19 protein-coding genes and 1 pseudogene are annotated in these 19,210 nt (G+C 44.4%); 4 read left to right on the top strand and 16 right to left on the bottom strand.

Features of this window, described 5'->3' with window-relative positions; translation table 11 throughout:
* Positions 1–24: 24 nt before the first annotated feature.
* Genes SCACP_RS03105 through SCACP_RS03085 form a run of 5 tightly spaced genes read right to left on the bottom strand, consistent with a single transcriptional unit; the run spans position 25 to position 2,961 of the window.
* Positions 25–660: a TonB-dependent receptor domain-containing protein gene (locus tag SCACP_RS03105; RefSeq protein WP_425059971.1), complete on the bottom strand. Its 636-nt coding sequence runs from the start codon at positions 658–660 to the stop codon at positions 25–27.
* Positions 597–1,178, bottom strand: a complete 582-nt coding sequence (locus tag SCACP_RS03100; RefSeq protein ID WP_425059970.1) for a TonB-dependent receptor plug domain-containing protein — start codon at positions 1,176–1,178, stop codon at positions 597–599. The genes SCACP_RS03105 and SCACP_RS03100 overlap by 64 nt, the downstream gene beginning before the upstream one ends.
* A 45-nt stretch (positions 1,179–1,223) precedes the next feature.
* A complete protein-coding gene (locus SCACP_RS03095; RefSeq protein WP_425059969.1) occupies positions 1,224–1,922 on the bottom strand; it encodes a TonB family protein in 699 nt (232 codons plus the stop codon).
* 6 nt (positions 1,923–1,928) lie between these two features.
* The gene (locus SCACP_RS03090; protein WP_425059968.1) at positions 1,929–2,339 is read right to left on the bottom strand and encodes an ExbD/TolR family protein; all 411 of its coding nucleotides are present in this window, start codon (positions 2,337–2,339) and stop codon (positions 1,929–1,931) included.
* A complete protein-coding gene (locus SCACP_RS03085) occupies positions 2,326–2,961 on the bottom strand; it encodes a MotA/TolQ/ExbB proton channel family protein (protein WP_425059967.1) in 636 nt (211 codons plus the stop codon). The genes SCACP_RS03090 and SCACP_RS03085 overlap by 14 nt, the downstream gene beginning before the upstream one ends.
* Before the next feature lie 567 nt (positions 2,962–3,528).
* Here SCACP_RS03085 and SCACP_RS03080 point away from each other — a divergent pair.
* The gene (locus tag SCACP_RS03080) at positions 3,529–4,911 is read left to right on the top strand and encodes an NAD(P)/FAD-dependent oxidoreductase (protein WP_425059966.1); all 1,383 of its coding nucleotides are present in this window, start codon (positions 3,529–3,531) and stop codon (positions 4,909–4,911) included.
* 39 nt (positions 4,912–4,950) lie between these two features.
* Here SCACP_RS03080 and SCACP_RS03075 read toward each other — a convergent pair whose 3' ends face one another.
* Positions 4,951–5,553 carry an HD-GYP domain-containing protein gene (locus SCACP_RS03075; RefSeq protein WP_425059965.1) on the bottom strand — a complete coding sequence of 201 codons (603 nt, stop codon included), beginning with the start codon at positions 5,551–5,553 and terminating at the stop codon, positions 4,951–4,953.
* 277 nt (positions 5,554–5,830) lie between these two features.
* A complete protein-coding gene (locus SCACP_RS03070) occupies positions 5,831–7,546 on the bottom strand; it encodes a methyl-accepting chemotaxis protein (protein ID WP_425059964.1) in 1,716 nt (571 codons plus the stop codon).
* A 335-nt stretch (positions 7,547–7,881) separates the two neighbouring features.
* On the opposite strand from SCACP_RS03070, the gene SCACP_RS03065 reads away from it, so the two are divergent.
* Positions 7,882–9,096: a pyridoxal phosphate-dependent aminotransferase gene (locus tag SCACP_RS03065; RefSeq protein ID WP_425059963.1), complete on the top strand. Its 1,215-nt coding sequence runs from the start codon at positions 7,882–7,884 to the stop codon at positions 9,094–9,096.
* Here the strand turns inward: SCACP_RS03065 and SCACP_RS03060 are convergent, their stop codons facing one another.
* The 7 genes from SCACP_RS03060 to SCACP_RS03030 all read right to left on the bottom strand — a co-directional run bounded on the left by SCACP_RS03060 (position 9,097) and on the right by SCACP_RS03030 (position 15,715).
* Positions 9,097–9,528, bottom strand: a complete 432-nt coding sequence (locus tag SCACP_RS03060) for an EamA family transporter (protein ID WP_425059962.1) — start codon at positions 9,526–9,528, stop codon at positions 9,097–9,099. It lies immediately after the preceding gene.
* Between the two features lie 205 nt (positions 9,529–9,733).
* On the bottom strand, positions 9,734–10,126 hold the full coding sequence (locus tag SCACP_RS03055) for a L,D-transpeptidase family protein (RefSeq protein WP_425059961.1): 393 nt from the start codon (positions 10,124–10,126) through the stop codon (positions 9,734–9,736).
* Positions 10,104–11,693 carry a recombinase family protein gene (locus SCACP_RS03050; RefSeq protein ID WP_425059960.1) on the bottom strand — a complete coding sequence of 530 codons (1,590 nt, stop codon included), beginning with the start codon at positions 11,691–11,693 and terminating at the stop codon, positions 10,104–10,106. Before SCACP_RS03050 ends, SCACP_RS03055 begins: the two co-directional genes overlap by 23 nt.
* A 287-nt stretch (positions 11,694–11,980) precedes the next feature.
* A complete protein-coding gene (locus SCACP_RS03045; RefSeq protein WP_425059959.1) occupies positions 11,981–12,454 on the bottom strand; it encodes a hypothetical protein in 474 nt (157 codons plus the stop codon).
* Between the two features lie 121 nt (positions 12,455–12,575).
* The gene (locus SCACP_RS03040) at positions 12,576–12,734 is read right to left on the bottom strand and encodes a hypothetical protein (RefSeq protein ID WP_425059958.1); all 159 of its coding nucleotides are present in this window, start codon (positions 12,732–12,734) and stop codon (positions 12,576–12,578) included.
* Positions 12,735–13,848: 1,114 nt separating this feature from the next.
* On the bottom strand, positions 13,849–14,565 hold the full coding sequence (locus SCACP_RS03035; RefSeq protein ID WP_425059957.1) for a PmeII family type II restriction endonuclease: 717 nt from the start codon (positions 14,563–14,565) through the stop codon (positions 13,849–13,851).
* Positions 14,558–15,715 (bottom strand): DNA cytosine methyltransferase, encoded by a 1,158-nt coding sequence (locus tag SCACP_RS03030; protein ID WP_425059956.1) that lies wholly within the window; start codon positions 15,713–15,715, stop codon positions 14,558–14,560. Before SCACP_RS03030 ends, SCACP_RS03035 begins: the two co-directional genes overlap by 8 nt.
* A 254-nt stretch (positions 15,716–15,969) precedes the next feature.
* Between SCACP_RS03030 and SCACP_RS03025 the strand changes: the two genes are divergently transcribed.
* Both SCACP_RS03025 and SCACP_RS03020 read left to right on the top strand, forming a co-directional pair.
* A complete protein-coding gene (locus SCACP_RS03025) occupies positions 15,970–16,572 on the top strand; it encodes a recombinase family protein (RefSeq protein ID WP_425059955.1) in 603 nt (200 codons plus the stop codon).
* Positions 16,573–16,776: 204 nt separating this feature from the next.
* The gene (locus SCACP_RS03020; protein WP_425059954.1) at positions 16,777–17,337 is read left to right on the top strand and encodes an Hsp20/alpha crystallin family protein; all 561 of its coding nucleotides are present in this window, start codon (positions 16,777–16,779) and stop codon (positions 17,335–17,337) included.
* Here SCACP_RS03020 and tnpC read toward each other — a convergent pair.
* Positions 17,220–18,787, bottom strand: a pseudogene (tnpC, locus tag SCACP_RS03015) (IS66 family transposase). The gene SCACP_RS03020 and the pseudogene tnpC sit on opposite strands and share 118 nt — an antisense overlap.
* A 62-nt stretch (positions 18,788–18,849) precedes the next feature.
* Positions 18,850–19,197, bottom strand: a complete 348-nt coding sequence (tnpB, locus tag SCACP_RS03010) for an IS66 family insertion sequence element accessory protein TnpB (protein ID WP_425057810.1) — start codon at positions 19,195–19,197, stop codon at positions 18,850–18,852.
* Positions 19,198–19,210: the final 13 nt, after the last annotated feature.

The following is a 19,210-nucleotide window of genomic DNA, read 5'->3' as shown; positions in this document are numbered from 1 at the left end:
TCACCTTCCCGCCTTACGTCTTGGCTATAATTTTTGCGTTAGGCTGACATAGTACGAACGGCCTTGCATCGGGTAGCCATATTGTTCTACATAATCCTTGTCGAAAAGATTGTCAACATACAGGCTAAGCGTCCGTTCCGGGTCAAGTTCTCTAACCACAGCCAGATTATGAATGGTATAACTGCTCAAAGTCACTTTACCATACGATGCTTTCTGATTACCGGTATAATTGACAGTATAGCGGACTTGCCACGGTTTGGCGTCATACTGATAAGCCAAAGCAATCTTGTGGCGCGGAGAGTAATCAAATTCGCTCTGGTCTGTCCCTTCTTGCTTAGTATGCTGGTTGGTATAATTGAATATCAGTCTATTGCTATTGTCTAAATTATAAACATTCTCCCATTCGGCGCCCCACACGTTGACCTTGTCAACATTATAGATGAAAAAAGGATAAGTATGCTCAAAATTAATGTAGTCGTCAATATTTTGGTAATAAAGCGTCAGTTTGGTATTATACTTGTCGCTGACTTTTTGTTCAGCACCCAACTCATAGCTCATTCCCTGCTCAGGCTTTACATCCTTTTGGTAACCGGGGTTCAAATTGCCTCTATTATCCGTTTGTGTATTGTAGTTGCGGGCCCACCAATAATATTCAGCCATTGACGGCGCACGCCACAAATTTCACCGCCGTCAATGCCTTTATCCCGGGTGATAATGTTTATTACCCCGCCAAGCGTATTACCATGAGCTGCTGACTTGGCCCCTTTAATGATCTGTATTTTCTCTACCGTATTGAGTGGTATTGTTGTCCAGTCAATATACTGCCCGCCCATAACCCCGGCAGAATTGATTTGGCGGCCATTCAGCAATACAGTATACCGCCTGGCGTCAAATCCCCGCAGTTTAATCGTACCGTCCTGATTATCGCCGGCGCTCGCCCGCAGTTCAATATCAATACCGGCCGAACCCCGTAAGAGTTCGGGTATTGTCGATGCCTTGCCCGGACTGACTGTCTTGACGTTAACTGTTGTATCAGCGTTATCTTTCTTTACGCTGTCAGCCTGAATGACAATTTCTTCAAGGCTGTATGCCGGAGTTTCTTCCGCCATAGCCGGCATTCCGGCCATGACCATACCGGCAACAATGGCTGCAGCCAGCGCTTTTTTGCTTACTTTCATTGGTCAATCCCCCATTGTGTACATTTTTATATAGGCAGACTACTATTACCTTAGCCTGAATACTACCGACAAAGTGGTATAACAGCGTACCGCCCGGCCACTGTCAACGTCCTGGGCAGGTACAAACCGCCATTTTCGGACAGCTTCAAGCGCGGCAGCATCCAAAGCTTCACGGCCCGAAGAGCGTTCTACCCGGATTTGGCCGGGCCGGCCGTTTTCCAGTATCTCAATTCGCACAGCTACTGTCCCGCTGAATCCGTCCTGTCTTGCTTCTTCCGGATAAGCAGGCTCAACTTTGCTTAACACGCGGGGTGGCGAAATTCTTCCGGACCGGCCCGAGCCTGTTCCAAAGACAGCGGCTGTTGTTCCCGCCCCTCCAGGCAGAGCGGTCATGGCCGGCACAGCCTGTCCATTCGTTGGGGACCCGCTCGGTTCGGATACAACATTATCGGCAACATTATCGACCACCGCATCACTGCTTACAGCTTTAACTGCCGGCTGGACAAGCTGAGCTGTCTTGGGTATGACCGGGCTAGCCGCCGGGGTAACCGCCGGCTGCTCTGCCGGATTGTTGGCCGCTTGTTCAGGTGAAGTTATGTCACTGATTAATTCCAGTTCAATATCCTCAGGCATATTGGGTACTGCAAACAGCTTGCCGTTTAACCAGCCGGCCCCGGCTAGAAATATACAATGGATAATCCAGGAAACAAGAACAGCCCGCCGCCAGTATGACTTGCTCGCCATATTTCATCACCTCATTGCCTGCTCGGTGGCAACAGCAACTTTTTTTACACCCAACGCTTTTAAATCATCAAGTACAGCTACCACCCGGCCATATTCGGCCTGCTTGTCCGCCCTGAGTATGAAGGCGGTATCGGCCTGCCGCGCCAGTTGCGCCTGTACACGGGTCTTAAAAAGCTCCATCGGAATATTCTCCTGGTCAATATAAATCATACCGTCACGGGCAACTGTAATTGATACGTTTTTTTGCATATCCGACTGTGCAGTGGATGCCTGTGGCAGATTAACCGGCAAAGTGCGCTGCTCAACCATATACAGGCTGCTCATCATAAAAAACACGAGTAAAAAAAAGATGATATCAATCATCGGAATAATCATAATTTTCGGCTGGCGTTCAAGACGCAGATTACGCAATTTCATGCCGGTCACTCCGTCTCTTGGCTTCGGCTAACACGCTGCAACACTGTTCCATACCGGTTATGATGCTATCAAGCCAGTGGCTGTAGAAACTATGAACGATAAGGGCGGCAACAGCAACACAGAGTCCGGTAGCGGTAGCAACAAGTGCTTCACCTACCCCGCCGGTAATAGCACTGGGCTGACCTGACTTAATAGTCATAATGCTAAATGAGGAAATCATGCCGACAACCGTACCCAATAGTCCTAGCAGCGGTGCTAACGTTACAATGGTATCAAGATAACTAAGCCGTTCCCGCAGCTTGGCAGCAGCTAAGGCAGCTGCACCGGACATAGCACTTTCTAAATCACAGGCATCAAAGTGGCGGTTAGTCAACCCGCGCAAAAGCACCATAGCCGTGACACCACCGGCAGCCTCGCATACCTGCCGCGCTCCTTCCCAATCATCTTGATCCAGCTTAGGAGTTAGTTCAACCACAAGCCTGTCAGTATCGGTTATAGACTTGCGGTAAAACATATACCGTTCTACGGCGATAGCAACAACCATAAACGAACAGACCAGCAAGGGATACATGACAAGTCCGCCCTTTTTAAAAAGTTCAATGCTGTTTGTAATCAGTTCCATGTTAACCTCCCTGTTAAGTATACTTACATCATTTGGCGAAGCGTAATTGACAATAAAAAAAGCATGAACAAGCTGAGGGCTTACCGTCCTCATCAGGCTTCATGCCATTTTAAAACTATATATTTCACTACAGTTTGCAACACAAATTGACTACCGGAATCAGCCACCCCCCGCTCAAAAATAAAGAAGACCACAAAATATACGGTCATTTCTTAACCGTAAAACCTTCGTGGCCATTGTTCTCTTGCTATTCAGCTGGAATTCTGTAGATTGTCCTAAACAGCCTTCTTGACTGTATTTGTTAAAATAATAACATAACCTTCCGCAATTTGGCAATATATAAATTCCATCGTAGGTATTTATTTACAGGTGTGTTGCGGATGAGCATTATTAACAGCTTCATTGAAAACAATTTCAAGTTTGCCGGTATCGCTGCCGACTAACGCATAAACAACTGTCTGACATACGGAATCACGCCTTCGACTATTTTCCTATTTACAAACAATATTTGGTAAAGTATAATGTTGTTCGGTTTGTGCCACAATCACATTGAAAGGTGGTTTGTTTATGGCTGATAAATTTGACATTGGCATCATTGGCGGCGGCCCGGCCGGCATTTTTGCCGCATATGAGCTTACCATCAATAATCCGGAAGTTAAGGTCATCCTCATCGAAGCCGGTCATGACATCTATTCCCGGCGGTGTCCTATCTCCGAAAAAAAGGTGCCGGATTGTATTAAGTGCAATCCTTGCGGCATCATGCGCGGCTTTGGCGGTGCAGGTGCTTTCTCCGATGGCAAATACAACTTTACTACACAGTTTGGCGGCTGGCTTAATGAATATATCCCTGATCAGATGGTGCTGGACTTAATTGAATATGTCGACCAGATTAATCTCAAATACGGCGCTCCGGCCGAGTACTTCAGCACTCAAAACAGTAGTCTGGGTAAAGAAGCGTTGAAGCATGACCTCCACCTTTTGGACGCCCGAGTCCGCCATTTGGGAACTGAAAACAACTTGAAAATTCTGCAGTCCCTTTATGACTACTTGAAAGATAAAATCACCATGCTGTTCGGCATGATGGTAACTTCAATTAAAAAACAAGATGACAAGTTCATCCTCGAGACAGCCAAAAATCAGCCGGTAGAGTGCGACTATCTGATAGCAGCGCCCGGCCGGGCAGGTTCGGAATGGTTTGCCAACCAATGCCGCGACTTAGGGCTGCCGCTTACTAACAATCAGGTTGACGTCGGCGTGCGCGTCGAAATTCCGGCCGAGGTATTTCAACATATTACCGATGAGGTTTATGAAGCCAAATTGGTATACCGGACCAAACAGTACGGCGATTTAGTCCGCACCTTCTGTATGAACCCCAAGGGTTATGTAGTTGCTGAAAACACTGACGGCATTGTCACCGTAAACGGCCACAGTTTCCGTGACGAAAAGCTCCACAGTAAAAATACTAACTTTGCTCTCCTGGTGAGCAACCGCTTTACCGAACCATTTACTGAACCACACCAATACGGCAAACGGATTGCTTCGTTCTCCAATATGCTGGGCGGCGGCGTGTTGGTACAGCGTTTTGGCGACCTGTTAAAAGGACGCCGTACCAATGAGCACCGTCTGGCCCAGAGTTTTACCAAACCCACCCTTAAAGCCACCCCCGGCGATCTAAGCCTGGTACTGCCTAAGCGGCATCTTGACAATATTATTGAGATGATTTACGCACTGAATAAAATTGCTCCCGGCATGACTAACGATGACACCCTGCTATACGGGGTAGAAGTTAAGTTCTATAGTTCCCGCCTCAGATTAACTTCCGAACTGGAAACCGAAATTGACGACATGTTCGCCATTGGCGACGGCGCCGGTATTACCCGTGGCTTATCGCAAGCCAGCGCCAGCGGTGTCCATGTTGCCAGGGTTATCAACAACAGAATGAAAAAGTAGGATAGCAATAAGTACAATAAATAAGCCGCAAATAAACCGCTAAAATCCCACTGCCTCCGGCAGCCTGGAATGATTGCAAAGCCGCACAAAAGCATCAACGATCTCAGGATCAAATTGTGTACCCCGACAGCGAATAACTTCCTTTACCGCGTCTTTCTTGGACATCGCCGGGCGGTATGAACGGGCGCTGATCATTGCATCAAAGGAATCCGCAAGCGCTATTATTCTCGCTCCTAAGGGAATCTCGTTCCCGGCAAGACCATCCGGATAACCGAATCCATCCCATCGTTCATGGTGGGACCGGACTAGCATGGCAATCGGCTTCAGTATTGTTACTTTGTTAAGAATGTCAAACCCTACTTGTGAGTGGCTTTTAATAACTTCATATTCATCCGGGGAGAGACGGTCAGGTTTAAGCAGGATTTGGTCAGGAATACCAATTTTTCCTATGTCATGAAGATGGGCGGCCACATGGATGATATCTTGATACGACTTTGACATTCCCATTTGCCTGGCGACAGCTGCCGCTATTTCGGCAACCCGGTCGGAATGACCCCGGGTATATGTATTTTTAGCATCAAGCGCGGCGGTAAACGCCTCGACTAATTCATGCAAACCGCCGCTCTGAAGCAATATTTCCATGAAAATACTCCCTTCTGACTATATTTTAAGACAGTTCTACCTACCCAATTACAACTTAGCGGCGTATTCTAATCATATAGGGTACACGGTTTATGTTTTGATAATGATTATCATTTGTCGGCGAAAAAAAATTCGGCAATACAAGCCGAAGATTCTTCGATAATGGTTATCAATACCATTTTATTTAAACTATAACAATTTGTCAAATGATTTATAGTAACGCCTTGGTATAATCACAATTTTATTGCAACAGCTGTGTCGCCTATGGTAATACGAATTAAACTTCGAACTTACTCACAGCATTTTTCAATCCTTCCGCCATTTTTACCAAACTTTGGCTGGATGCGGCAATCTCCTGAACTGACGCCGTCTGTTCCTCGGTAGCGGCAGACACTGTCTGGGCCAGACCGGTCGTCTGCTTGCTAATTTGATCAATATCCCGAATAGAAGCCACAATATTTTGGCTTCCGGCTGCCATCTGCTGGATAGCCGAAGAAATATCCCTGATCTCGTCAGATACCTGTTTAACCAAAGTGACAATATCCTGGAATGATTGACCGGCATGTTTTACAACTTCTATACCGGCTTTAACTTCACGTGTGCCGTCATCCATCGTATCAACAGCTTTGTCAGTATCGCCCTGGACTTCCCGGATTAAACTTGCTATCTCTTTGGCTGCCGCCTGGGACTGTTCGGCCAATTGTCTTACTTCTTCGGCAACAACAGCGAACCCCCGGCCCTGCTCACCCGCCCTGGCAGCTTCGATTGCCGCATTCAGCGCCAGCAAATTGGTTTGACCGGCAATACCTGCTATAGTATCGACAATAGCCCCGATTTCTCTCGATCTTTCCCCCAGTTTGGCAATCACTTCAGCCGTTCTTGCTACCGCGCTGTCAATGGTAGCCATCTGCGCAACAGCCGATTCAACAGACCGGCCGCCGTCCTGCGCTGCATCTGAAGTTTTGGCCGCCACAGCCGCTACAGCATTAGCATTGGCGGCAATCTGTTGTATTGACGCCGACAGTTGTTCCACAGCAGTTGTACTCTCATCAATAGCCTTTAACTGCTTGTCACTACCGCGTGACACTTGATCAACAGAATTAGAGATTTGGGCAGTGGCTTGCGCAGATTGTTCAGCGCTGGCAGTCAATTCTTCTGACGCGGCAGTGACCTGCTCAGCAGAATCAACAATATGCCCGACAAGTTCGTTTAAGTGACCAATAGTAGCATCAAGCGCACAACCGAGCCTGCCTATCTCGTCTTTAGCAGTAACATTAACAGTTTGCGTTAGATTTCCTTCAGCGACTTGTTGAAGAATCGACACTACATATTTAAGTCTGCGGACAATCATACGTGACAAAAAAATCCCGGCCGGCAAAGAAATTGCCAGTGCAGCAAGAGTTATCACAGTTATAATCATCCTGGCAGCGACAGCATTTCTCTTGCCTGCCGCATTAATCTCATCAGCCCGTTTCGCGTTATAATCAGCCACTTCTGCTAGCATCTGATTTACCTTGTCGATACGGGCAGCGGCATGCTGAATGAAATATGTATAGCCTTCCTGGTTTTTACCTGACAAGGCAATTTCAACCGCTTTCTCGCGCTCTGTCCGGTAGGCGGTAAGCTCTTGCTTTAACTCAGTGAGTCGCCCTTTTTGAAATTCATCCAGTTTGGACTGCCCATAACTGTCCAGCAGCCGGTCGACTTCGGTAACATGTTCTTTAACTTCATTTACAAGCTTCTGCTCCCGGGCTTTGTCCACATTCGGCTGAAATATTTCCATGGTAATGGCCTCAATCGTCCTAGTCTCGCTCCGTACGGCATTAATCCACTTAACAGGCAGTAAGTAGTCTTTATACATTTCATCCATACCAATGCTCATCTTATCTGAATAATAATAACCGGTAAAACCGACGACACCGATAAATACCGCCATGGTTACTAACAAAACCATTATTTTTGCACTAATTTTAATATTGTGAAGCCATTGCATTTTCCTACCCTCCAAAAAAAAAACGACCAGATGGATGTCTGGGCGCTTATAATATTTTTTAAGAAAAAATTTGTTATTCGGTCCCAGAGAAAATTTAAATTATTATTTAAAATTTTACTACATTTTATCACAACTGTCTAGCAAATTTTACTATTTTTATCCAAATAATCCATGCTATAAGATATAAATACAAGTTTATCTCCTACGCGAATACTCAACTTACATATTTGGCCAGATTTCAACAGCAAACTGTAAAAAATCTAGTAATGGAAACAAAAAGGATTTTTACTATTCTCCTCGAATAGATATTTATCTACAACAGGAGGATGTCAACAATGAAATTAGCAAACCGCCTACATAACCTTGGCACAGAAAATGCTTTTGAAGTGTTGAATGAAGTCCACCGCTTACAGGCAAGCGGTCACAACATTATCAGCTTTGCGATCGGTGAACCTGATTTTGACACTCCAGAAAACATCAAACAAGCCGGTATTCAAGCTATTAAGGAAAACTACACCCACTATAGCCCGTCAGCCGGAATTTTACCGCTCCGGGAGGCTATTGCCAATCATATCGCCGGCACCCGCAATATTAGTGTTAGTCCTGATGAAGTTGTCGTAACCCCCGGCGGCAAGCCAATCATCTACTATGTTCTTCATGCTCTGGTAAATCCGGGCGACGAAGTTATTTACCCCAATCCCGGCTTTCCCATTTACGAGTCGGTTATCCGGTTTGTCGGCGGTGTGCCTGTCCCCGCCCCGATTCTTGAGGACAAGGATTTTAGCCTGGATACTGAGCAATTGCAGCAGCTCATTACACCCAAAACCAAACTCATTATTTTGAACAGTCCCCATAACCCGACCGGTGGTATGCTCACCGCAACCGACCTAAAAAACATTGCTCAACTTGCCTGCCGGCATGACTTATGGGTACTGTCAGATGAAATCTACAGCCGGATTATTTATGACGGAACATTCGCCAGCATTAGTTCTCTCCCCGGCATGCAGAAAAGAACAATCGTCCTGGATGGTTTCTCCAAAACCTATGCCATGACAGGCTGGCGGTTGGGATACGGCGTCATGAACAAAAAGTTGGCAACACATATCGCCAGATTAGTAACCAACTGTGAGTCTTGTACCAATACCTTCGTTCAATATGGCGGCATTGAAGCCTTAACCGGACCGCAAGAATCCGTTACTGACATGGTCAACGAATTCAAAGCCAGGCGAGACTTAATTGTCGCAGGACTAAACAGTATTCCGGGCTTTTCCTGCAAAACTCCTAACGGTGCTTTTTATGCCTTTCCCAATGTAACTGAGGCTTGTGAACTATTGGGACTTAGCGGCAGCAAGGCACTCCAGCAATACCTTCTCTACAATGCGAACGTCGCTGTACTCCCCCGCTCAGCGTTTGGAGCAAAAAATACCGGCGAAACCCAAGAGTATCTCCGTTTTTCTTACGCAACATCCCGCGACAACATTGTTAAGGGTCTGGAACATATTGAGAGAGCTATTAGGACCGGTCGTAAACTTACGGTAATCACAGCTTAATTATCCTAGTGCGACCAAAATGGCACCTAATGCAATAAGTGCTACCCCCAATCCGTTTAGCACGCTTATTTTTTCGCCCAAGAATACCACCGCCAAAATTGTTGCCAGTACAACGCTTAGTTTGTCAATAGGAGCCACCTGTGCTACTTTGCCGAACTTTAGCGCCAAGAAATAGAACAGCCACGAAAGCGCTCCGGCAAGGCCACTAAGAATAATAAACCCAAACGTCCGTTTGTCACTGATAATTACCGGTATTTGCCCGAGATTCCCCTGGAACATCACAACCACGACCAAAAACAGGGCCATAATGATCGCCCGGATAGCCGTTGCCGTATTTGCATCTGCTGATTGCAAACCAATTTTTCCGAATATACCTACTAACGCTGCGGTTACAGCCGATAATAAACCAAATACCAGCCACAAATGATTCATTTCCACTCCTCCAACTTATGATTTAAAACCAGAGGCGCCCGGTAGTTAAAGTCATAAAAGATTATTTTTCCATTGCCTGCACCTGCGGTGTAACTTTAGCTATACACTTTCTTCTATTTTTATTTTTATTATCCTTTTAACATAGGATAATAAAATCTAAAAAAACCGGACTTCCGTCAGTGCGATTGCTGAGGAGTCTGGTTTTTCATATATTTAGCATTTTTAACGTCTTGTCATCGGCAATACCTGTTTCAGGAAGCCGTTTATCTCTTTGAAATGCCCGGAGGGCCGCTTCGGTCTCTTTGCCAAACGTACCTTTGGCCCGTTCCTGGAAATAGCCTAATTCAATAAGTTTAAGCTGTAAGACAACAACATCAGGTCCTACCGAATTTCGCCTAAGCACCCGCTGTACTTTTTCCCGTGGTCCCACGATGTCGACAGGCGTACCAACCGGTACCCATTCGTACAGTTCTTCCGAGTCCTGATTCCGCATACGAATACAGCCGTGACTGGCAAAGCTGCCTATGGACCAGGGGGCACTAGTTCCATGAATGCCGTAGCTTCCCCAAGGTACGTTAGCCGTGGAATACGGGTTCACGAAACTTATAATGAATGTAAATCTTCTTATCCTCTGAGACTTCTATCCGCTCAATTAACTGCGGCAGAACCGTCTTAGGGATACTAGTGAGTTCCAGAAGACCTTGGGCCAACCTTAAGAGTTTCTGGTCGGCATCCTCTTGTTGTTGTCCGGCAAGTTCCTTTTCCTTAAGCCTTTCTACTTTGGCGGTCAATGTATCACGTTCTTTAGTGTAACCTTGCGACAAGTCTATGAAGTCCTGCTCACTCAGGATGCCTTTTAATTTATCCTCATAGAGACTCTTAATGGCCCGCTTTATTTCCTCTATCCGTTTCTCAGCGTCCTTAAGTTCTTGCTCAGTTCGGTCAACTTTTGGTTTCTTTGAGACTGCCTCTCGTGCTTTCTTGAGTAGTTCTTCCCGGTCTACAAAGGCCGCTATAGTTTTCCTTAGGTGGTCTAGGACATAATTGTCTAGGTCGCTTTCAAGATATGAGTGTCTAGTGCAACTCTTAAAGCGTTTGTAGTTAGCGCAAATGCAGTACCATTCGCCTTTTTGGGTCTTTGTAAAGGTCATCCTGTGACCGCAGTCCTTACAGAATAATAGACCGACAAGCAGATGGTCTTTTTTAGAACTGTTAGGATAAGGAACATTCCTTACTTTCATTAGGTCTTGCACTTGGTCGAACATCTCTTTACTTACTATAGCCTCATGGCATCCTTCAACAATTATCCACTTTTCTTTAGGCACGGCCTTAAGTTTCTTAACCTTGTAACTAATAACTGCTTGCTTGTGTTGAGCAAGACAGCCAGCATAGACAGGATTTTGTAGAATTGACTTAACTCCCTCGGCAGTCCATTTACCGAACTTAGATTTAGCATTTTTATAGTTCGGATAAATCTGCATCTTGTAAAAAACAGGGCTAGGTATCTCTTGGTCATTCAAAGTATGCGCTATACGAGTAATACCATCTCCTGCTAAGTATGACTCAAACATTTGCAGGACAATAGGAGCAACATTTCTGTCTACAACGAGTTTGTTCTTGTCTGCTGGGCTTTTTAAGTACCCATAAGGAGCATGAGAACCAATAAACTGTCCTCTCCTAGCCTTAACGCCCATACTCGTCCGAACCTTCTTAGAGATGTCACGAGCATAATAGTCATTAAAGACTGACCTAAACGGACTCATTTCATTACTGGTGCTATTTTCATACGTATCTATACCATCATTCACTGCGATATAGCGAACATTGTGTAGTGGAAAGTACCGTTCAAGATAATGACCTGTGTCGATATAATCTCTGCCTAGCCTTGATAAATCTTTAGTGATGACTAGATTTATTTTACCTTCCTCAATCGCTTGGAGCATCCTGTTAAAATCAGGCCGATTAAAATTAGTTCCTGTATAGCCATCATCAGAGAACACATCGACAAGGTTCCATCCCTGTTCAACAACATACTGAGTAAGATAGTCTATTTGATTTGAAATACTCTCAGATACTTCTATATTCTGTTCGTCCTCTTTAGAAAGCCTTGCATATATACCAACATTAAAGATAGTTTCCCGATAGTTGTCTTTAAGAGCGTACATTGTTCTCCTCCTTCTGCCCTATAAATAAGACAACTACCTGCCGTTGGTTTAATTATATTCCAAAAGCAGGTAGTCCACAATTTTCATTCAGCCGTCTTTACGATTGTCTTTATGAGTTCATTTAGAATTTCTTGGAGCGTTTTCCCATTTTCGTCATAATAAGCGGTAATTACTGTTTCTTCCATTTACACCACCTCATCTGAGTATATGCTAGTAAAGTTGATAAAAGGACACACAATAATAAAGACCCTCAGGCGGTCTCTAGTTTCCTAGCGACACCCAAGGGTCTAATTTTGGATAAGCGACTTTCTTTTTAGTTTCCTGCTGGATATACCCAAAGCCGTAAGGTATCTTGCAACAGTCCGAAGGCTCAACTGTAATTCCTCCGACATCTGTTCTCTTGTCTTCATCTGAGCGTTAGCCAAGAAGTATTCCCGGTAAGACTCAGGGTTCGCAGTATTTCTCCTATCGGCAATGCCAAGCGACCTAAGGATACTAGACAAGGTAGTCTGGCTAACGCCTAATTGCTCTGCTATCTCTCTTCCATTATGTGTCTCTAAATTTTGTAAAATGAACTTTTCCCGGTAGTCCTTACGGGCCTGACGGTTACTAACCCCTAAGTTACGGAGATACTGGCGTATTGTTGGAATGGAAACACTTAAATGGTCGGCCATTTCTTTTACGCTGAGTTTCCCTAGGTTGTCTATAATAAATCGCTTTCTTTGTTCAATGACTAATACGTGGTCACTACTTGGAGGCATTATAATTGTCATCCTTTCTGCTAGTTATGAATAATGGCATAGAAACAAAAAAAAGACACTGAGGGAGACTTTGGGGAAATCTCTTTCAGTGTCTTCGATATGCGGTTATGAAACCCGGTTACTAAGAGGTTCTTTTAGCATTGATAAATTTGTTGCGAATTGCCTTTGTTGCTGAATAGCAAAATTTTTCATTGATGATAGTTTTCACACGCAGGTCAACCCCTGCTGGTATCAAAGCCAATACCACTTTCACGTTTTTGTTACCTTTTTTGTTCATCATTTTTCTCCTCCATTTTTATTGAAAATTTCTTGAGAGCGAACAATCTCTCTTCTTAATGTGCCGCAATTAAAAAATGGACACCTAAGGAAGACCACAAGTAACCAGAAGACTGTCTAGCCTCTGGTATCTGTAGCACTCCCTCAGTGTCACTAAGGAGGAGCAAAGTTTTACTAATTGACTACGGTCACTACGAGACACCCAAAAGACCAAAGTCAGATGAGTATGACCCTAATCATTTTATTGCTTAAGACATGAAAAAAGACACCGGGGGAAAGTAACTACAATAACCAGACGGCAATAGCCTCTGGTAATCTTGAACTCCCATCGGTGTCCTTTGTATAAGACAAGATATTGGGCTGTCTGTAAATAGCAAGGTAATAATCCTGAGGTATACCTTTTCCTCATAAGGCTCTCATAGGTTCACATGGGATTACTCGTAGAGAACTACAAGATGACCATGAGATACTATGAGAACCTTAGGGCTTTAGTATTCTTTATGATTTACTGTCTTTAGTTAATAACAGTAATAGTCATATCTTAGAGAATACTTATGAACTCATGGATACTCATAGGTTCCCATTGAGAACCACAGGATTACTCGAAGATAATCCATGAGTAACTATGAGATACTATGAGGTTCTTAATGAATACCTTAAGGATAATCTCTATAGTGATAATTACTATAGTCTTAATCCTTTAGGATATACTTTAAGAAATACCTTAAGGTATCTCTTAGCCACCGATATAATAGACACCTATGGGACTGCCACCACCTTTCCCAAGGCTGGTCATTTAAGACCTGTCTATTATACCGACCAGTAATTTCTACTGGATTTTATTGATAGTCTTTTAGAATACCCTAGTTGTCCTCTGCTAAGTTACCTAGCGTTATTCTCTCTTCTTAATATGCGACAATTAAAACTCAATGATATTATGCGACAAATGAACCAATGCTGTCGAATGGGACTTGTCGATAATATACCACACAGGACATTATTGGTGTCCTTAAGTATATACCTTTAGTCTTCCCTTTCTTAATCTGCCGCAATTACCCGGATAGTATATATGTGCCGCTTTTAATCCTTTAATTAGTTAAAAACAGATACACCAACCTCTATTTACCGCTATTAAACTGAACTACTTTTTCCCACAGGATTTTACCATCATCAGCGCAAAACTCTTTAATGAAGGACGCAGTGAAACGATTGACAGCGGCATCCCATGCCTCCCTGTAGACTACTGCGTGCTCTTGTGGCTTATCTTTCATTAGGCGAATTATCTTTAGGTAAAAGTCTGGGTCGCCAGTAATCTCTTCCCAAAACGCTTGCCCAGAGAGTTCCCTAAAGTAAGTCGTTGAACCTTCCTTCTGCTTTTTCCGTCCGTAACTATATCCCACAACCGGGTCAAAGAACTTCTGTAATTTCCGTAGTCGGGACTCCAAAGCCTGAAACTCAGTAATCTGTCTTCTTTTACTTTGAGCATTAAAGACAGCCGGGCCAGACTTAACAGCAACAGCCATATACTTTCTGTCGGTTTCTATCGCTACATCTACACCCTCAGAAGGAGACACAACTCCGCCAGATACAGCCTTGGCAAGGGGTTCAAAGAAAGCGTCCCCAAAAATTCCTTCATCGGATGATGAGGTATATGCCAAAAGCATACCTTCCACAATTTCAGAGGCTTTATTTATACCGACTGCCCGGTAAAGATATGGGTTCTTTCTCCTTAAAGTTTTCTTTAAGTCCAAGCCATTTAAGGCCGAAATACGCCGTTCATAAAAATTATCTAGTAAGTCACTTATGATTTTTTCAAGTTCCTCTGGGCTAACCATTGATAACTAACCCCCCAAATAAGTCTGAGTGAACAGAAGTTCCTCTAAACCTCTTGACCTTAATCTCTGCTCCACCTTTAGCAACTGCCAACAAGGTTTGTCCTATTGCTTTACCTAACCCTATAGGTACAGCATTACCTATTTGTTTATAACAAGCAGCCGTAGTCCCGACTATTACCCAATCATCAGGGAATTGCTGTATTCTTGCATACTCCCTAACTGATAACGGCCTGTCTTTAACTGGATGACAAAGCATTGTTGCTTTTTGTACGGGGCTGGTAACTAGGGTAGGAGCAGGTTGCTCATAATCTAAACGCCGATAGAACCCAACTTTACCACCTCCGGAATTAAAAGCACCACCCATTGCTAATGGTTTAATGCTTTCTGGAAGGTCACGCCAGTTCCCCCCCGGTGGGACTTCTCGTAGGTACTTCAATCGTTCGGGCGAAAATGAACCATACGGGCCGGGGTTATCCTCTAAGTCACCAATGGCCTCATAGAGTGTTTTCCAACGGTATGCAGGGTCTTGATGAACAGGAAAGTGAGTTGGCACGGGTAAAAAAATGTTCTCATGGTCACGAGAGCCGAGAATGATTAGACGCTCCCGGAACTGAGGTGTCCCATAATGTACGGCATCAAGTATTCCGTATGTAATCTTATAGCCTAATTCATTGAACTCATTTTTTATAATCTCAAAGACTGAACCCGGTAATTCTTCTTCGGAGGTGGGCTTACTTCCGTCTTTTACTGGCCTTACAGCGGCAGATAGAAGTCCTTTGACGTTCTCCATAATGAAAAATCGAGGTCTTACCTTCTTTACAACATGGACAAATTCACGAAATAGACTGCCTCGTGGGTCGGCTATGGCAAGACGCTTACCTGCGGTAGAGAATGGCTGACAAGGTGGCCCACCAGCAACTAAAAATGCCTCACCCGGTAATAAGCCGCTTTTTCGGAATAGAAAACTACATTCTGGGTCTTGGGCAATTAGTTCTCTAATATCGCCGGGGATATAATTTTTACCGTTTGCCTCCATTGTTTTACAACATGAAGGGTCAAAGTCTTGTGATACAGTGATAGTCATTCCTGCCGCCTCAAGGCCCAAATCCAAGCCCATCGCACCAGAAAAGAGCGATATTACAGGATACATAAAAGTTCCCCCTACGTCTAATGGATAATCCTTGTTCTATTCGATAAGGGGACAGGTATTCCCTGCATTACTGCGCCAATCTTTCAGTGTCCCTAAAAGTATACTTCTGGGGATACTTTTGGAAAGACCTAAGTATCTGCATTGGCGGCGTGTCAAAAAGTCCAATAAACTATTTTGGAACATATCCCTAAACATATTGACTTTTAGGGATATTGATTTTATACTAAATTCATCAACCAAATCATGGAGGTAGCATGATGAACTTAGGATATGTTAGAGTTTCAGCAAAAGACCAAAATGAAGGCCGCCAAATGGATAAAATGAGAGCCTTAGGCATCGAGGAGCGGTTTATTTTTGTCGATAAGGCAAGCGGAAAAGACTTTGACCGTCCCCAATATCAGGCCATGAGACGCATTATCCGTGAAGGAGACTTGCTATACATAGACGCATTAGACCGCTTGGGCCGGGACTACGATGGTATCATTAGTGAGTGGAAATATATTACTAGAGAACTCAATGCGGACATCGTTGTTTTAGAAAACGAAAGCCTGTTTGATAGTCGTAAGTTCAAGTCAATGGGTGACATGGGTAAACTCATGGAAGACCAGTTCCTCAGTCTTCTTGGCTATGTAGCGGAGCAAGAACGCAAGAAAATAAAGCAACGACAAGAAGAAGGCATCAGAAAGGCACTCCGAGAAGGTAGAGCATATGGTAGGCCAAAGATGGAAGTTGACCGTTTCCCAGAAGTTTACCACCAATGGAAAGCAGGTCAAATTACCGCTGTTAAGGCTATGGATACTCTGGGCATCTCAAAGAATACTTTTTACCGCAGAGTTAAGGAAATGGAGCAGGCTTAATGCCTGTCTTTTTTATGCGACTAATTAAGAGGCTCTATAAGGCCGCTTTTTATTGCTCCAAAGGTTATCTATCGTACCCGTCTATAAAAACCCCGTATAAGCCAAATATGGAGGTCTGAAAATGCGAGTCAGCATATGAATTGCTAATATGTTACCTAAAAGTTGCGCATACTAATTATAAAACATCAAAGGAAGGTGATATGTATGTTTGGTTTAGTACCATTTAGAAACAGAAGTTTGGCAAACCGTGACTATTTTAACCAACTCATGCATGGGTTCTTTGATGACGACTTTATGGCTCCCTTGGAAACTATGGGTAATGGCTTTAAGGTAGACCTGCGTGAGACAGAGAATGAATATATCGTAGAGGCCGATTTACCCGGTGTTAAGAAAGGCGATATAACCCTAAGATACGAAAACAATCACCTCACTATTGCCGCCAAGCGTGATGAAACAAAAGAGGCCAAGGAAGAAAACTATGTTCGCAGAGAAAGACACTACGGTCAATTCCAGCGGAGTATCTATATAGACAATGTCATGGATGACAAAGTTGATGCCAAGTTTGTAAGCGTCAAAGCAAAACCACCTATCAATAAAAAACCACCTGATGTACGATATGATAAAACATCAGATGGCTGTTGGAACCGTTATGCTTTTTTATTAGGCATTTTACAGCTTACAGGAATTTCTTCAGCCCACGGAAGTAGTTTTTCAATACAGAGCGTATCCTGCAGTTGGATTTGCCTAAAGGCATATTCCAGATAAGCTTGTGGATTTAATCCATTTTCTGCAGCCGTCTGAATCAGGCTGTAAACAGCGGCGGACGATTTTGCGCCACCAGGCGTATTGCAAAACAGCCAGTTTTTTCGTCCAATCACAAAAGGCTTGATAGATCGCTCCGCACGATTATTCGATATTTCGATGCGGCCATCGGCCAAATAGGCTGTCAGATACTTTTTCTGATTTTGGGCATAGGTAAGCGCCTTGCCCAGTAGACTTTGCGGCAAGGTATCAGCCCAACAAGCTTCTATCCATTTATAAAACTCTTCGATAATTGGTTTAGATTCTTTTTGCCTTAGTTCATGCCGTTCTTCCGGCGTCATGTGCTCGGCCTTTTTTTCAACATCGAAAAGCTTATTGCAATAGGCAAGACCTATCGCTTCTTTACTATCCGGCTGTTTAGCCGCAGGGCCGACCAAGGCTTCATTGAATTTTCTCCGAACATGTGCCCAACAGCCGCACAAGGTTACACCGGCTTCTTCTACCTTGTGATAGCCATGCCAACCATCGGTCTGAAGATAGCCGGAAAACCCTGCAAGGTACGCCTTGGCAAATTGCCCGCTGCGCCCTTCCTGGTAGTCATAGAGCACAACCGGATGATCCGTATCCCCGGACGTTCGATATAACCACATATAGGAATCTGTCTGTGCCGGTCTGCCGGGTTCACACAACACTTCCAGGGTAGTTTCATCGGCGTGCAACAGATCCCTTGAAAGCAACTCTTTTTTTAGCGCTGCTACCAAAGGCTCCAAAAGCGCTGCACCTTTAATAACCCAGTTGGACAGATTTTGACGGGAAAGCGTTACGCCAAGCCGCTTAAATTCCTGCTCCTGCCGATACAGCGGCATAGCATTGACGAATTTTTGGCTCATGATATAGGCCATAAGCTCGGCGGATACCATGCTCTTAGGCAGCAACGCTTTCGGCGCGTTAGCCGTGATGATCGGCGTCTCTATATTGTTTTTCTCGCAATTTCGGCAACCGTATACATAGTTTACGTGCTCAATAACCTTGACCTTTGCCGGAACAATCGTCAATTCCTTACGTACTTCCTTGCTCATAACATGCAGCTCTTCACCGCAAGCAGGGCAGGTCTGTTCACCTTCTGGCAGAGTATATTCAATCACTTCTACCGGCAAGTCCTTTATGTTTTCTCCGCGTTTACCCTTTTTGCGCTGATAACTGATGGTTTCCACGTCCGGCTCCACAGCAATCGGTTGGCGCTCAGCTTCCGCCTCATTGAAGAGGTTTAACTGTTCCTGGTCATCGCGTTTACTTTTTTCCGAAGAAGCGCCAAACTTTTTTGGCGAAGCAGCTTCAACTGCTCCATATACCACTTGTTGAGCGCTTCCAATTCCTGAACGCGTTTCTTTAATTCCGCATTTTCTTCTTCAAGCTGTGCCTGTGTTTGCAAGAAAAAATCCTCATTTCCGATACCATTTTTCTTATCTTCTATTATACCGGAAAATGAGGCAAAAAGCCAGTAAAATCAATACTTTAGCGGCTTTTTAAAACTTGCGTGCGACGCAGTTTTTGTTCGATGCCCGGGCTTTGAATCAGGTTCCACAGTTCTTCTGTGGTAAGCGCCATGGTGGCGTCGTCAAGTGTCGGCCATTTGAAACGGCCTCGTTCCAAGCGCTTTAAATGCAGCCAAAAGCCGTTGTCTTCCCAAGTTAAAATCTTAATTCGATTGCGTTGTTTGTTGCAAAAGACGAACAGTGCTTTTTGAAACGGATCCAACTTAAAACTATGCTGCACCAATGCGCTTAAGCCATTAATGGATTTACGCATATCGGTGTCCCCGCAGGCTAAAAAGACTGGTGTATGTTCCGATAGTTTCAGCATACTTCCACCAGTA

The sequence above is a fragment of the Sporomusaceae bacterium ACPt genome, assembly GCA_041428575.1.
Classification (GTDB): domain Bacteria; phylum Bacillota; class Negativicutes; order Sporomusales; family Sporomusaceae; genus Sporomusa_D; species Sporomusa_D carbonis.
Note: the sequence above shows the minus strand (reverse complement) of the source record. Positions and strands in the feature narration are given on the sequence as shown.